The organism is Virgisporangium ochraceum (assembly GCF_016863655.1).
Taxonomy (GTDB): domain Bacteria; phylum Actinomycetota; class Actinomycetes; order Mycobacteriales; family Micromonosporaceae; genus Virgisporangium; species Virgisporangium ochraceum.
The window spans coordinates 1-14,069 of sequence record NZ_BOPH01000068.1; the positions used below are offsets into that span (position 1 = coordinate 1).

General features: G+C 72.1%; 12 protein-coding genes. 6 read left to right on the forward strand and 6 right to left on the reverse strand.

What is annotated here, in order from left to right; all coding sequences use genetic code 11:
• Nucleotides 1–277: YchJ family metal-binding protein (locus Voc01_RS23005; RefSeq protein ID WP_275423744.1), on the forward strand; the 277-nt coding region annotated here is incomplete at its 5' end.
• Here the strand turns inward: Voc01_RS23005 and Voc01_RS23010 are convergent.
• From Voc01_RS23010 to Voc01_RS23030, 5 genes are all read right to left on the reverse strand, one after another.
• Nucleotides 241–627 carry a hypothetical protein gene (locus Voc01_RS23010; RefSeq protein WP_203929586.1) on the reverse strand — a complete coding sequence of 129 codons (387 nt, stop codon included), beginning with the start codon at nt 625–627 and terminating at the stop codon, nt 241–243. The genes Voc01_RS23005 and Voc01_RS23010 overlap by 37 nt on opposite strands.
• Nucleotides 628–692: 65 nt before the next feature.
• Nucleotides 693–2,075, reverse strand: a complete 1,383-nt coding sequence (locus Voc01_RS23015) for a GH12 family glycosyl hydrolase domain-containing protein (RefSeq protein ID WP_203929587.1) — start codon at nt 2,073–2,075, stop codon at nt 693–695.
• 150 nt (nt 2,076–2,225) lie between these two features.
• A complete protein-coding gene (locus tag Voc01_RS23020) occupies nt 2,226–4,367 on the reverse strand; it encodes a glycoside hydrolase family 3 N-terminal domain-containing protein (protein ID WP_239160416.1) in 2,142 nt (713 codons plus the stop codon).
• Nucleotides 4,364–6,685 carry a glycoside hydrolase family 9 protein gene (locus Voc01_RS23025; RefSeq protein ID WP_203929588.1) on the reverse strand — a complete coding sequence of 774 codons (2,322 nt, stop codon included), beginning with the start codon at nt 6,683–6,685 and terminating at the stop codon, nt 4,364–4,366. Before Voc01_RS23025 ends, Voc01_RS23020 begins: the two co-directional genes overlap by 4 nt.
• 306 nt (nt 6,686–6,991) lie before the next feature.
• Nucleotides 6,992–7,699, reverse strand: coding sequence for a DUF4184 family protein (locus Voc01_RS23030; RefSeq protein ID WP_203929589.1), 708 nt, complete (start codon nt 7,697–7,699; stop codon nt 6,992–6,994).
• Nucleotides 7,700–7,874: 175 nt separating this feature from the next.
• Here Voc01_RS23030 and Voc01_RS23035 point away from each other — a divergent pair, with 175 nt between their 5' ends.
• The 4 genes from Voc01_RS23035 to Voc01_RS23050 are packed head-to-tail and all read left to right on the forward strand — an operon-like array spanning nt 7,875 to nt 12,128.
• On the forward strand, nt 7,875–8,594 hold the full coding sequence (locus Voc01_RS23035) for an ABC transporter ATP-binding protein (protein ID WP_203929712.1): 720 nt from the start codon (nt 7,875–7,877) through the stop codon (nt 8,592–8,594).
• Nucleotides 8,591–9,940 carry an ABC transporter permease gene (locus tag Voc01_RS23040; RefSeq protein WP_203929590.1) on the forward strand — a complete coding sequence of 450 codons (1,350 nt, stop codon included), beginning with the start codon at nt 8,591–8,593 and terminating at the stop codon, nt 9,938–9,940. The genes Voc01_RS23035 and Voc01_RS23040 overlap by 4 nt, the downstream gene beginning before the upstream one ends.
• Nucleotides 9,937–11,469, forward strand: a complete 1,533-nt coding sequence (locus Voc01_RS23045; protein ID WP_203929591.1) for a sensor histidine kinase — start codon at nt 9,937–9,939, stop codon at nt 11,467–11,469. The genes Voc01_RS23040 and Voc01_RS23045 overlap by 4 nt, the downstream gene beginning before the upstream one ends.
• Nucleotides 11,470–11,474: 5 nt before the next feature.
• A complete protein-coding gene (locus tag Voc01_RS23050) occupies nt 11,475–12,128 on the forward strand; it encodes a response regulator transcription factor (RefSeq protein WP_203929592.1) in 654 nt (217 codons plus the stop codon).
• A gap of 44 nt (nt 12,129–12,172) precedes the next feature.
• On the opposite strand, the gene Voc01_RS23055 is transcribed toward Voc01_RS23050, so the two are convergent.
• Nucleotides 12,173–13,024: a DUF72 domain-containing protein gene (locus tag Voc01_RS23055; RefSeq protein ID WP_203929593.1), complete on the reverse strand. Its 852-nt coding sequence runs from the start codon at nt 13,022–13,024 to the stop codon at nt 12,173–12,175.
• A gap of 58 nt (nt 13,025–13,082) precedes the next feature.
• Between Voc01_RS23055 and Voc01_RS23060 the strand changes: the two genes are divergently transcribed.
• Nucleotides 13,083–14,021 (forward strand): class I SAM-dependent methyltransferase, encoded by a 939-nt coding sequence (locus Voc01_RS23060; protein ID WP_203929594.1) that lies wholly within the window; start codon nt 13,083–13,085, stop codon nt 14,019–14,021.
• Nucleotides 14,022–14,069 lie beyond the last annotated feature (48 nt).

Sequence of the window (14,069 nt, forward strand, 5' to 3'; positions counted from 1 at the left end):
CCCCGCGAGCCCCGACCCCGCGAGCCCCGACCCCGCGAGCCCCGACCCCGCGAGCCCCGACCCGGCCAGCCTGACCCCGGTCGGCCGCCGCTGGACCCGCCTGCGGGTGCTCGCCACCGAGCGCGGCGGCCCCGACGACACGGAGGGCGTGGTGGAGTTCCGGGCGCACTTCCGCGACCGCGGCGAGCCGGGCACGCTCACCGAGCGCAGCCGGTTCACGAAGGTCGACGGCGCGTGGACCTACGTGGACGGCGACGTGTCCTCCCAGTCGAGCTGACCCGCGGGGATCCCCTCCTTCCGTCCGTACTCCCTGGCCTCGTCGCGACCGGCGGGGTCGCCGTGGCGGTAGCGGAAGACCCGGCCCGGGTAGACGACCACGTGGTCGTCGCCGGCCCGGAAGTCGGCGTACCAGCCCTGGTCGGCGGCCAGGGCACCGGACAGGCCCTCGACCAGCGCGTCGTACGCGTCGTCGGGCGCCTCGAAGTCGAGCAGCGTCCAGACCTCCGGCTGGAACGACGCCGTCGAGGACGAGACGTCCTGCCTGCTGACCCACGTGGCGACCAGGCCGGGGATCCGCAGCTCGCTGCCGACCCGCAGGCTCTCGAGGATGATCCTTCCCGTCAGCATGGGTCGATCGTGGCACCGGGGTACGACAGAAACCCGGGCCCCACGGCGGGGCCCGGGTTCCGGTTCTACGGGCTGGTGCAGGTTACCGACGGGTTCGGTGCGGTGCCGGTGCCGATGAAGCCGTACGTCGCGGTGGCGCCCGCGCCGAGGTTGCCGTTGTAGGCCTCGTTGCGGACGGTGACGGTCGAGCCGGAGACCGACGAGCGGCCGTCCCAGACCTGGCCGATGCTCGAGCCGCCGGGCAGCGACCACGTGGTGGTCCAGCCGTTCAGCGTCGAGGTGCCGTTGTTGCGCACGGTCACCTCACCCTGGAACCCGCCGCTCCAGGAGTTGGTCGTGCGGTAGGTCGCGGTGCACGCGCCGGTACCGGGGTTGCCGCCGCCGGACGACGTGGTGACCGTGCGGCCCGCCGACGCCGACGACGTGTTCCCCGCCGCGTCACGGGCCCGCACGCTGAACGTGTAGGTCGTCGACGCGGAGAGCCCGGTGGCCGTGAACGACGTCCCGCTGGTGGTGCCCACCACGGTCGGCGAGCCGCCGCCGGTCGAGCGCAGCACCTCGTACCCGGTGACGCCGACGTTGTCGGTCGACCCGCTCCACGAGAGGTTCACGCTGGACGAGGTCACGTTCGACGCGCTGGGCTGGCCCGGCGTGCTCGGCGCCTGGGTGTCGCCGCCCGGGTTGCCGCCGCCGTTGACGCTCGCCGAGAACGAGTTCACCGCGAGCCCGGCGCCCCCGACCCACGGCTCGAAGCCGGCCTGGATGCTGGTCAGGTACCAGGAGTTGGTGATCGCCCCGCGGTTGCGTACGTCGTTGATGAAGTCGAGCACGCTGAAGCTCCAACTGCTGATCGGCGACGGCGCCACGTAGGAGACGACCTCCCAGCCGATGTTGCCGCGCCAGACCTCCCACGTGCGGCCACCGATCGTGGCGGTGCCCACCCGCGATCCGATCGGCTGGATCGAGCCCTGCCGGTTGAACCAGATCATGATCTCCGCGCCGTTCTGGCCGTCGGTGCGCGGCTGCGGGTCGAGCCAGATGTCGTACGAGGCGTTGTAGGTGGCGTTGTTGACGTACGTGTAGCTGATGCTGCTGGTCGCGCTGCTGATCCGGCTGACCTGGATCGGCAGGTTGCTCCCGGACGTGCAGTTCGTGTAGTGGCAGCCCAGGAAGACCGACGGGTACGAGGCGGGTGCACCGTTGGTCGGGTTGTTGTGGTTGGCCTGCGTGATGGTGAAGCCGTTGGACGTCACGTCGATGCACTGCGTGGTGCTGGCGCCCCAGCGGTTGTTCTGCACGACGTATCGGCCGTTCTGGATGGTGCGCGACGCGTACTGGTCGCAGATCACCTCGGCGTTGGCGGCGGGGGCGGCCGCGACCACGGCGATGGCCGACGAGGCGAGGACGATTCCGGTCGCTGCTAACGCCCGCAGCGTTGACCTGATCATCGAGGCTCCTTTGGGGTGTTTGGGGGTATGTGCAGCCGGGCCGGTGGGCCCGACGTTCGGGGGGCGCACGACCCGGGCGGTGGCGCGCGCCCCGGGCCGAGGCGCGCGGGGGTGTGCCACCTGCCCGGGTGGCGCTCGTCGTACGGCCGGTCAGGCCGCGGTGCAGGTGCTGCCGTTGAGGGTGAAGGACGGGGGACGCGGGTTGCTGCCGGTGTGGCTGCCGTTGAACCCGAACGTGGCGGTGGCGCCCGGTGCCAGCGACGGGTTCCAGGCCTCGCCGGTGGCGGTCACCGCGGTGCCGGACTGCGTGACGCGCGCCGACCACGCCTGCGTGACCCGCTGTCCGGCGGTGTATGTCCACTGTGTACTCCACGGGTTCACCGGCGCGGTACCGGTGTTCGTCACCGACACCGATGCGGTGAACCCGTTGTTCCAGTCGTTCGTCGTGTAGGTCACCCGGCACGACGACGGTTGCGGTTCGGGGTCGGGGTCCGTCGTGGTGTAGGTCAGCCCGTGTCCGTACGGGTAGAGCGCCGTCTGGCCGTCACCGTCGTTCACCGGTTGCTGTGACGCGGACCGCATCCACGTGACGGGGAGCTTGCCGGTCGGCGCGTGGTCGCCGAACAGCACGTCGGCGACGCCGCCGCCCTCGCTTCCCGGCAACCAGCTCGCCACCACGGCGTTCCAGTCGCCGACCTGCGACGCGATGTCGAGCGGGCGGCCCGACACCAGCACCACGACCGTCGGCACACCCGCTGCCCGCAACCGGTTGATGGTGGACAGATCCGTGGCGTCCAGGGTCAGCGAACCGGTGCGGTCGCCGGCGCCCTCGGCGTACGGGGTCTCGCCGACCACCGCGATCGCCGCCCGGTAGGAGCCGTCGATGCCGGACCCGTCGCGGGCGTACGTGACCGTCGCCTGTGATCCGACCGCGTCACGGATCCCTTGCAGGATCGTGGTTCCCGGTACCGTGTTACCGCTGGCGCCCTGCCAGCTCAGCGTCCAGCCGCCGCTCTGGTTGCCGATGTCGTCGGCGCTCTTTCCGGCGACGAAGATCTTCCCGCCGTTCTTCGCCAACGGCAGTACGCCGCTGTTCTTCAGCAGCACCTGCGACCTGCGCACGGCCTCGCGGGCGAGCGTGCGGTGCGCGGCACTGCCCACAGTGGACGCGTACGACCGGTCGGCGAGCGGCTGCTCGAACAGGCCGTACTCGAACTTCTTCGTGAGGATGCGGCGGTTGGCGTCGTCGATGCGTGACATCGGGATCTGACCGGCGTTCACGGCGGCCTTGAGGTGCGTGAGGAACAGCCGCCACTCGTTGGGCACCATGATCATGTCGAGCCCGGCGTTGATGGCCTGCGCGACCTCGGCCTGGGTGAAGCCGCGCTGCCCGTCGATCTGGTCGATGCCGGCCCAGTCGGAGACGGTGAACCCGGTGAAGCCGAGTTCCCCCTTGAGCACGTCGGTCACCAGGTACCGGTGGCCGTGCAGCTTCTGTCCGTTCCAGCTGCTGAAGGAGATCATCACCGAGCCGACGCCGCGCTGGACCGCAGCGCGGAACGGCGGCAGGTGGACCGAGCGCAGCTCCGCCTCGGACAGCTGGGTGTCGCCCTGGTCGGTGCCGTTGGTGGTGCCACCGTCGCCGACGTAGTGCTTCGCGGTGGCGAGCACCTTCGGGGTGCCGTCCTGGAGCCCGGTGACCACTGTGGACATCTGCGACACGAGGTCCGGGTTCTCGCTGAAGGACTCGTACGTGCGTCCCCACCGGTCGTTGCGCGCGACGCAGACGCACGGCGCGAACGTCCAGTCCTGGCCCGACCCGACGACCTCCTCGGCCGTGGCGCGGCCGATCCGTTGCGCCAGGTCGGGATCGCGGGTGGCGCCGAGCCCGATGTTGTGCGGGAAGATGGTCGCGCCGAGCACGTTGTTGTTGCCGTGCACCGCGTCGATCCCGTAGATCATGGGGATCTGCAACGGTGTCGCGAGCGCGCCGCGCTGGAGGCCGTCGTACAGGTCGGCCCAGCCGGCCGGGTCGTTCTGCGCCGGCGCGGATCCGCCGCCCGACAGCACCGACCCGATGCGGTACTGCGTCAGGTCGGCCGGCGTCACCACCGCCCGCTCGGCCTGGGTCATCTGGCCGAGCTTGTCGTCGAGCGACATCCGTGCGAGGAGGTCGCCGACCCTCTGCGCCACGGGCAGCGTCGGGTCCTGGTAGGGGAGTGCCGCGGCGTCCGCCGGGGCCGCTGATGTCAGCGTCCCGGTGAACAACGCGAGCACCAGAGCACGTTTCACGCCGTCACCGCGCACGCGGTCCCGTTGAGGGTGAAGCTCGTCGGGCGCGGGTTGCTTCCTCCGTGGGTCCCGTTGAAGCCGAAACTGGTCGACGCGCCCGCAGCCAACGACGGGTTCCAGCCGGCGCCGCGCGCGGTGACCACCGCGCCGGCCTGGGTGACCGTCGCCGACCACGCCTGGGTGACCTGCTGCCCGTTGGCGTAGCTGAAGACGAGCGTCCAGTTGTTGACTGCTGTCGATCCGGTGTTGGCGACGGTGACCGCGGCGGTGAAGCCGGTGTTCCAGTCGTTGGTGGAGTACGTGATCCGGCAACCGGTGACCGGCGTGGGCGGCTGGCTGGAGCTCTGGCTCGCACTGGGTTGCGGGCCGGAGCTCGAGCTCTGGCTGCTCGACGGGTCCGGGTCGGGACCCGTTCCCGGTTCGTTGCCCCAGATGCGCGTGCCGCCCTCGTAGAGGGTCATGCCCTGGTTCGGGCCGGCCGCCGCCTGGTACGACGGGTCGTTGGCCGGGTTCCACGTGCCGCCCTCGGCCACGCCGATCTTCAGCTGCACCTCCATGCGGTGCGCCGACTGGCCGGCGGGCGCGATGGTGTACCCGGTGCAGTCGACCTCGACGAACCAGATGTCGCCCGAGTACTGCCTGGCGCTCGTCGGGCCCGGGCAGCCCTGCGTGTAGGGCGAGCTGACCTGGAGCGCCGCGTCGCCGTCGCGCCGGAAGTAGTAGCGGAACCTGGCCGTGGTCAACGCCCGCGCCGGGAACGCGGACTTGTTGTAGACGACGACCTTGACGCCGGTCGACCGCTGCTCGTTCTGCATGACGGTGGTCTCGATGGACATCTCGGGGATGTCGGGCCGTTCGGCCTGGGGGAATCCGGCCAGCGGCGCGCCGCCGTACTCGCCGTAGAGGCGGGCGGCCGCGGACGTGAAGCCGGCGTTGTAGTCGGTGGCCACCTCGTTCATCACGTAGTCGCCGCGGCTGTCGGTGTAGGCGTCGTTCGGGGACGACGGTCCACCGACGAGCGCGCCGTACAGGACGTGCCGCGTCTCGACGGGCACCTGCTGGCTGTCCCACCACGAGCCGTGCGCGGTGCGGTGGTGCGGGTTCTTCGGCGAGTTGTTGCCGAACCCGATGACGTAGCTGGAGTTGCGCGGGTTCGCGCCGAGGATGTAGTCGATCTGCCTGAGGGCGAAGTCGTGGTACCGCTGCTTCCGGGTGGCGTCGGTGATGGAGTCGCTGTGGACGAGGGCGACGAACGCGGTGTTGGCCGCGTACCGCAGGGCGCCCCAGCTGTCGACCACGACCATGCCGCCCGGCGACGTCCGCACCTTCTCACCGTTGACGCCGACGGTGAACCAGTCGAGCCAGCGGTTGGCGTCGTCGAGGTACTTCTGCTTGCCGGTCAGCTTGTTCAGCAGGACGTACGTGGCGAACTGCTTGTTGTCCCACGAGATCGTCCACTTGTAGGACTTCGTGGTGGTCTGGTTCTCGTTACCCTGCGCGTCGTAGGTGCTCTCGGCCTTCGCGAGGTAGCTCGCGTCACCGGTGGCGCGGTGCAGCCAGATCGCGCCCCACACCAGCTCGTCGACGTAGCCGCTCCAGGAGCGGTAGAAGGACGTCGCATCGGTGATGCACTCGTGGTAGGACTTCCGCACGGTGTCGGCGAACGTGTACAGCTGCCGCGCGTGGGTCAGCAGCGTGTCGGCGTAGGCCGCGTCGGTGGGCCGGAACACGATCGAACTGGCGGCCATCGCGGCGGCGGTCTCCGCGGCCAGCTCGCTTCCGCCGCACGTCGCGTCGATCTTGTACGCGGGGCGGGCCATCGGCATCACCTCGGCCGGGCCCCACCACTTGTGGTCGTCGTCGCCCTTGCCCACCTGTCCATAGAGGACATTGGCCGACGGGTGTGCCTTGATGAAGTAGTCGTTCGGCACCCGCAGGTTGTTCAGCAGGTGGGTGAGCTGCCCGGAACTGGTGTAGGCGGCCCGGTTCTCGACCGCGCCCCAGGCCAGCATCGTGGTGGTGAAGGCCATCGGCAGGCCGAACTTCACGTGGTCGCCGGCGTCGTACCAGCCGCCGGTCAGGTCGAGCCCGACGTCGGACCCGTCGCGCATGGCGGAGTCGCCCCGCCATGAGACCCGGTTCCAGGCGGGCTTCTTCCCGGAGACCTGCGCCTCGTAGAACAGCAGTGACTTCTGGAGCGCCTCGCCGTAGCTGTAGGTGGGCGCTGCCGTGGCGGACAACGACCGCGTGACGACGAACGCGGTCGCGACCAGGACGAGAACAGTGGCGAGGGACAAGGTACGGGACCTCGAGGACATAGCGGCTCCTCGGATGACCGTGCGGCGGCGGGGTGGGGGTGCAGTGACGGTCATCGTTACATGGGAGCGCTCCCATAGCAACTGGTGGACGGGGCGAACCGGGATGGCCGGCGATCATCGGTGGTCCTCGGACGTGCCTGTGCGATCTCGTGAGCTGCTGGTGGACGGTTGATCCGGGTCCTGGCCCGGCCCTGGCATATGGCATCTTCCCGGGCGATGCCCGCCGCCGGTGCCGCCGTGGGTGTGCCCTCGACGGCCGCCGTTGTGCCGCCGCGGGTCTACCTCCGGCGGCCTACCTCCGCCGGCCTACCTCCGCCGGTCTACCTCCGCCGGGAGCCGCCGGCGGTCACCTCCGACGGCCGCCGCGCCGGCGAGCAGGCCCACTCCGGCCGCCGCGATCAGCCGCGCGCCGGTGGTGTGCGGGAGGAACGCCGCCGGCAGGAACGGCGTCACGGCCGCGGCCGGTACGGCGACGGCGCCGGCCACGGTCCAGAACAGCGCGGGCCGACGCCGCACCGCCGGCGACGGACCGTGCCACCGGCGGACCAGCCCCCGCCGCCCGATGCTCTGACCCGCGACGACCACCGCGACCACCCCGGCAGCGTGGAACACGTACTCGCCAGCGGTGACGCCCTGTTCCACCTCGTCGAGCGCGACGTGGCTGGCCGCGCCGATCAGCGCCGACGCGACGGTGACCCACCAGCGGTGGCGCGCCCTACCGATCGCGCCGTAGTCGCGCAGCGCGAACGATCCACCGGCGGGCAGGTGCGCCGCGACCGCCGGCGCCGCCCGCCTCACCAGCCAGGCGCCGGCCAGGGTCAGCGGCAGGCACCAGCCGAGCAGGCCCAGCGGCTCGTGGGAGAACGGCCACACCGGCAGGCCGGAGCCGTCGAGCACGTACGCGGCGTCGGGCGCCATCGAGCCGAGTACGAGCGCGACCCCGTCGAACCAGCGCGGCCGCCAGATCTTGAGTGGAAGAACGGCGACGGGATGGGTCGGAAACGTCGATGGCACAGTTCTACACGCTATTGACGGCTTGTGGAGATGGGGTGAGCCTTCCGTGGAAGGTGCGGATTACCGCACCCTCCACGGATGGTGCGGATTACCGCACCTTCGCGGGTGGGCTGGCCCGGTCGACCACACCCGCCGTGCCGACGAGGCTGGACCCGTGACCGAAGACGTGTTGACCATGGAACTGGTGGGCCGGCGGTACTTCTCCGACGGGCCGTGGGCGCTGCGTGACGTCTCCCTGCGGGTGCCCGCGGGCACGTTCGCCGCGGTGATGGGCGCCACGGGGTCCGGGAAGAGCACACTGCTGCACTGCGCCGCCGGGCTCGACCGGCCGACCACCGGTGTGGTGACGCTCGCGGGGCGGACCATCACCCGCATGCGCGAGGCGTCGCTCACCCGGCTCCGGCGTGACCGGGTGGGTTTCGTGTTCCAGTCCTACAACCTGCTGTCCGAGCTCACCGTGCGGCAGAACGCGTTGCTGCCGGGCCGGCTCGGCGGTAGGCGGGTCCGGGGTGCCGACCTCGAACGGGTGCTCACGGAGGTCGGGCTCGCCGGTGCGGCCGACCGGCGGGTCGGCGAGCTGTCGGGCGGCCAGCAGCAGCGGGTCGCGGTGGCGCGGGCGCTGGTCACGCGTCCCGCGGTGGTCTTCGCCGACGAGCCGACCGGTGCTCTCGACCCCACCACCGGTGGGCGGATCCTGGGGCTGCTGCGCGACGCGGTCGACCGGCTCGGGGTCACGGTCGTGATGGTCACGCACGATCCGACGGCGGCGCAGGTCAGCGACCGGCTGCTGCTGTTACGCGACGGCCGGTTGGTGGCCGACGCGCCCACGCCCGACGCGGCGACGATCGCGAGCCGGTTGGCGGCGGTGTCCGGTGCGGTGGCGGTCCCGCGATGAGGTCGGGGCTCACGTGGCAGGCGCTGCGCAGGCACCGGTGGGGGTTCGCCGGGCCGTTCGCCACGCAGTGCGTGGCGGCCGCCGTCATGACGGCGATGATCACCACCGGGATGTCGATGTCGGCGGCGACGCTGTCGGCAGCCGAGCGTCGCGCGCTCGACGAGAGCGGCATGACCGACGCCGCGGCCGCCTTCACCGGTACCTCGATCTACCTGTCGATCCTGATGGTCGGTGTCACGATGACGGCGGCGATCGCCCGCCAGGCCCGCGACATCGCGCTGCTGCGGGCGGTCGGTGCGACGCCGGGACGGATCCGCAGGTCGGTCGCGCGGCAGGCGGCACTGACCGCGGTTCCGGCGGCCACGCTCGGATACGGACTCGGCCTGATCTTCGGCCGGGTGTGGCTGACCCAGTTGGCCGGCCACGACGTGGTACCGGGCGGGATCAGGTACCAGCCGCTGCTGTGGGTGCTGCCGGTGGTGATCGGTATCGAGGTCGTCACGTCGGTGGTGGGTGCGCTGGTGTCGGCGGTCCGGCCCTCGCGGGTCCGGCCGGCGACCGCGCTCACCGAGACGGCCACGCGACGTCCCGCCGGGGGCGCGGTGCGGACGATCGCGGGCGTGGTGCTGCTCGTCGGCGGGGTGGTGCTGTCGGCGGCCCTCACCAGGGTCGACGCCGAGCAGGCGGATGCCGGGGGGCTGTTCGTGATCCTGGGTATGTCGGTCGGGGTCGGGCTGCTGGGTCCGGTCCTGCTGCGGGTCACGGCCCGGGTGGCCCGGCCGGTGCTCCGGCTGGTTGGCGACTCCGGTGTGCTCGCGGCCGACGCCCTGGTCGCCCGGTCACGGGCGTTGTCGACGGCGTTGATTCCACTGGTGCTGGCGGGCAGCTTCGCCGGGGTGAAGGTCGGGGTGTACGGGACCGTCGAGCATGCGACCGGTGTCCGTCCGCCGTCCGCCGACCTGTGGCTCGAGTACTCGGGTACGGCGATCTTCGTCGCGTTCGCGGTCATCGGCGCCATCAACACACTGTTGACCGTGAGCGTGGGGCGCGAGCGCGAACTGGCGGTGATGCGGCTGGCCGGGGCCACCAGGGCCCGCGTGCTGGCGGTGTGGGCCTGCGAAGCTGTGCTGGTGCTGGGAACAGTCGTCGTGCTGGCGGCCGGGGTCGCGCTGGCGACGCTGGTCCCGATGACGCACACCGCGTTCGACAGCCTGCCGTTCGTGCCGCCGGTGCAGCTGGCGCTGATGGTTCTCGCTGGTGCGGCGGTGGTGGGGGCTGGCACGGTCCTGCCGGCGGCGGTGCTCGTCCGGAAGCCGCCGATCGCGTCGGTGCGGGTCTCGATGTGAGCGCCGCGGAGGGTCCCGCGGCCGTGGGCCCGGACGGTGGTGCGGGAAGCGCGGGCGCGGCGTCGGGCGGTGCGGACCTCCGGGCGGGCATGGCGCCGCGTAGGGCCGGCCTTCGCGCGGGCGCGGTGCGGGGCGGCGCCGGGCCCGACGTCGGCGTGGGTCCGGAACGGGGTGCGGTCGCGACCGTCGCCCGTGGGCTGGCCGTGTTCGTCCGGGCGCCGGTCGCGGGGGAGACGTGGCGGGAGGTGGGATACACGCTCGTCACGACGGTCATGGCCGTGCCGGCGTTTCTGCTCGCGCTGGCCGGGCTGGTGGCCGGTGCGCTGTCGCTCATGGTGGTCGGCCTGCCGGTGCTGGTCGCGGTCCTGGCCGGGGGCCGGTTGGCGGTGCGGTACTTCCGCGCGCCGGCGCGGGTGCTGCTGGGTCGGTCGTGGGCGGGTCCGGTACGGCTGGGCGGGCAGGGGCCGGTGCGGAAGGCGCGCGCGTTGCTCGTCGATGGTCGGGCCTGGCGGGCGCTGGTCTACTGCTTCCTGCGTCTGCCACTCGCGGCAACCACCGCGTACGTCACGGTGGCGGCGTTGGTGGTCGGGGTGGTCAGCCTCACCTGTCCGGTGTGGTCGCCGTTCGTCCCGACCGAGCTCGACAACTGGTCGGAGAGCTCGACCGTCGCCACGGGCGGCGTGATCGTGCTGCTGGTGTTCCCGTGGCCGCTGCGGCTGTCGACGCTGCTCGACCGGTTCCTCGTCGACACGCTGCTGGCGCCGGGACCGGCCGCGCAGCGGATCGCGCGGTTGGAGTCCGGACGGGCGGCGCTCACGGCCGATGCCGCCACGACGCTGCGCCGGCTGGAACGGGACCTTCACGACGGCACGCAGGCGCGGCTGGTGTCGCTCGGGATGGCGCTGTCGCGCATCGGGCGGCGGCTCGACCGGTTGCCCGACGACACCGACGGCATCGGCGAGCTGCGCGGCCTGGTCGGATCGGCGCGCGACAGCGTCACCGACGGGCTGGCCGAGCTGCGCGACATCGTGCGCGGAATCCATCCGCCCGCCCTCGACGACGGGCTGGCCACGGCGCTGGCCACGCTGGCGGCCCGCAGCGGACTGCCGGTCGACGCCCGGGTCACGCTGGCCGAGCCGCCCGGCGACGCCGCGGCGGGCACGCTCTACTTCGCCGCGGCGGAGCTGCTCGCGAACGCCGCCCGGCACGCCGACGCCGGGCGGGTGGTGCTGCGCCTGTCCGACGACGAGGGGTCGCTGCGACTGGTCGTCACCGATGACGGTCGCGGAGGCGCCGGCCGGCCCGTGAGCGCGGCCACGTCGGGTGCGGCGGCGCCCGGAGGTGGCGCCGGCCGGTCCGCGAACGCGGACGCGTCGGGTGCGGGTTCCGGCGGTGGCTCCGGTACGGGGCTCGCGGGGCTGGCCCGGCGTGCCGAGGCGCTCGACGGGTGGCTCGACGTCGTCAGTCCACCCGGCGGGCCGACCACCGTCACGATGACGTTGCCGCTCACGTCGGGGCCGGGAGGATGACCGCCATGCGCACGGTCATCGCCGAAGACAACCCGCTCATGCGTGACGGCATCGCGGCGCTGCTCACCGACCTCGAGATCCCGGTCGTCGCCACCGCGACCACCGCCGAGGAGCTGCATGCCGCCGTGGCCGAGTACCGGCCCGACGTGGCGATCGTCGACGTGCGGATGCCGCCGACCTTCACCGACGAGGGGGTTCGCGCGGCCACCGCCATCCGGCGGGCGCATCCGGGAACGGCGGTGCTGCTCTTCTCCCAGTGGGTCGAGACCACGTACGCCCGGCGGCTGCTGCGCGACAGCCCGGGCAGTGTCGGCTACCTGCTGAAGGACCGCATCGTCAGCACCGACGAGTTCGTCGACGCGCTGCGGCGGGTCGCCGCCGGGGGAACAGCGCTGGACCCCGAGGTGATCCGGCAGTTGCTGGCTGCTCCGCGGGCCGACGCCGGCCTCGCCCGGCTCACCGCCCGCGAGCGGCAGATCCTCGCACTGCTGGCCGAGGGGAGGTCGAATACGGCGATCGCCGGTCTTCTGGGGCTTGCCGGTCGCAGCGTCGAGAAGCACGTCACCGCGATCTTCACCAAGCTCGACCTCGCCCCGACCGGCACCGATCACCGGCGGGTTCTCGCGGTTCTCCGATATCTGGAGGCGACCAGGGCCTGAATCCGACAACCAGAGACCAGAACTGGAGGTGACCAGGGACCAACTCAGAACAGGGTCAGCGGCTCGACCGGTTCCGGCTCGGGGAGTGGCTCGAGGTCGGGAACGCGTGTCCGGACGTCGGTGTGGAAACGGCGGGCCAGCACGGGCGCGTCGACGTTGTCGGGGGTGTGGATGAAGATGGTGGGTGAGCGGCCCTCGCGGAGCCACGCCGCGACCGTGTCGGCCCAGAACTGCCAGCCTTCGGCGGTCCGCTCGGGGTCGTCGCGGCCGAGGTAGCGGACGATCGGCCGGTCGGTCAGTGGGACCGAGCGGCGGGGGACGCGCGGTTTGCGGGTCCAGGCCTCGCGTTCCATATCGGTGACCGGTGGCTCCGCGAAGAGGACCTCGGTGTCGAAGGGGACCCATTCGGCCGACGACGGGGCCAGGACCTCCTCGAGCCGGGTGGTCGCGTCCGGCTCGGTGAAGAACGCGGGATGCCGTACCTCGACCGCGTACCGGTGGTCGGCCGGCAACCGGCGCATGAAGCGGGCCAGCGTGGGCAGGTCGGCGGGTCCGAAGCTCGCGGGCAGCTGGATCCACACGGCGTGGGCGCGCGGCCCGAGCGGCTCGATCGCGTGGAGGAAGGCACGCATGTCGGGCGCCACGTCGACCAGGCAGCGGTCGTGGGTCACGGTTCTCGGGAGCTTCACCACGAACCGGAACGTGGGGTCGGTCTGCTTGGCCCAGGTCGCGACCGTGTCGCGGGCCGGTATCCCATAGAACGTCGTGTTGCCCTCGACCGCGTTGCACCAGCCGGCGTACGCGCGCAGCCGCTCGTGGGGTGGGAGCGGGTGTGCGACGAGGCGTCCCTGCCACGACTTGTGCGTCCATTGCGCACATCCCACGAAAAGCCGCATGGAGGGCAGGCTAACGCAGAGATAGAAAAGTGGACGTTCATTCATTATTGTGGGACGGGTGTTGAACCGGACCAGTCGCACCGCTCAACACGTCACGTTGTTCCGGGCGATCGAGACGGCGCGCCGACGCGACCGGGTGATCGACGACCCGTACGCGGTCACGTTCCTCACCGGGCGGTACGGGCTTCTGGCCCGGGCCGCTCGCGTACCGGCGGCCCGCCGGGGGCTGGAGCGATACCTCGACCGGCGGTTCCCGGGCGGACCGCGTGCGTCGGCCGTCGTGCGGACGCGGCTCATCGACGGGCTGGTCGAGGACTCGCTCGCGGCCGGCGCCGGCCAGGTGGTGCTGCTCGGGGCCGGGTACGACAGCCGGGCGTACCGGTTGGCGGCCGCGCGTTCGGTGCGCGTGTTCGAGGTGGACCATCCGGCCACGCAGGTCACGAAGCGGGGGCTCGTCGAGGCGCGGGTTCCGGTGGAGCGGCGGGCGCATGTGCGGTTCGTCCCGGTCGATCTGCTGCGTGACGACCTGGCCGCGGCCCTGCTCGCGGCCGGGTTCGAGGGTGCCGGTGGACCTGCGGCCGGGGATCGCGGCCGTGGGGAGCAAGGTGCCGGTGATCGCGGCTTCGGGGGGCGGGCGGTCGTCGTCTGGGAGGGGGTCACCAACTACCTCACCGCGGAGGCGGTCGACACCACTCTCCGGCGGCTTGCCGGTGTGCTGGTGAGTGGTAGCCACGTCGTCTTCACGTATGTCGACCGTGCCGCGCTCGACGGCACGGGAGACTTCCAGGGCGTCTGGCAGGACGCCGTGCGGCGGCATGGTGAGCCGTGGACGTTCGGCCTTGATCCGGCCGTGCTGCCCGCGTACCTGGACGAGCGGGGGATGGACCTCACCCTGGACCTGTCGACCCGCGACGCCGCGGACCGGTACCTGGTGCCGCTCGGCCGAGCGGAGCCGGCCGCGCCGTTCTACCGGATCGCCCGGGCCGAGGTCCGGTGACTGTGCCCACGGGGCGCACCGGCTCCCGTGCTCCGCGCGCGCCGTGTC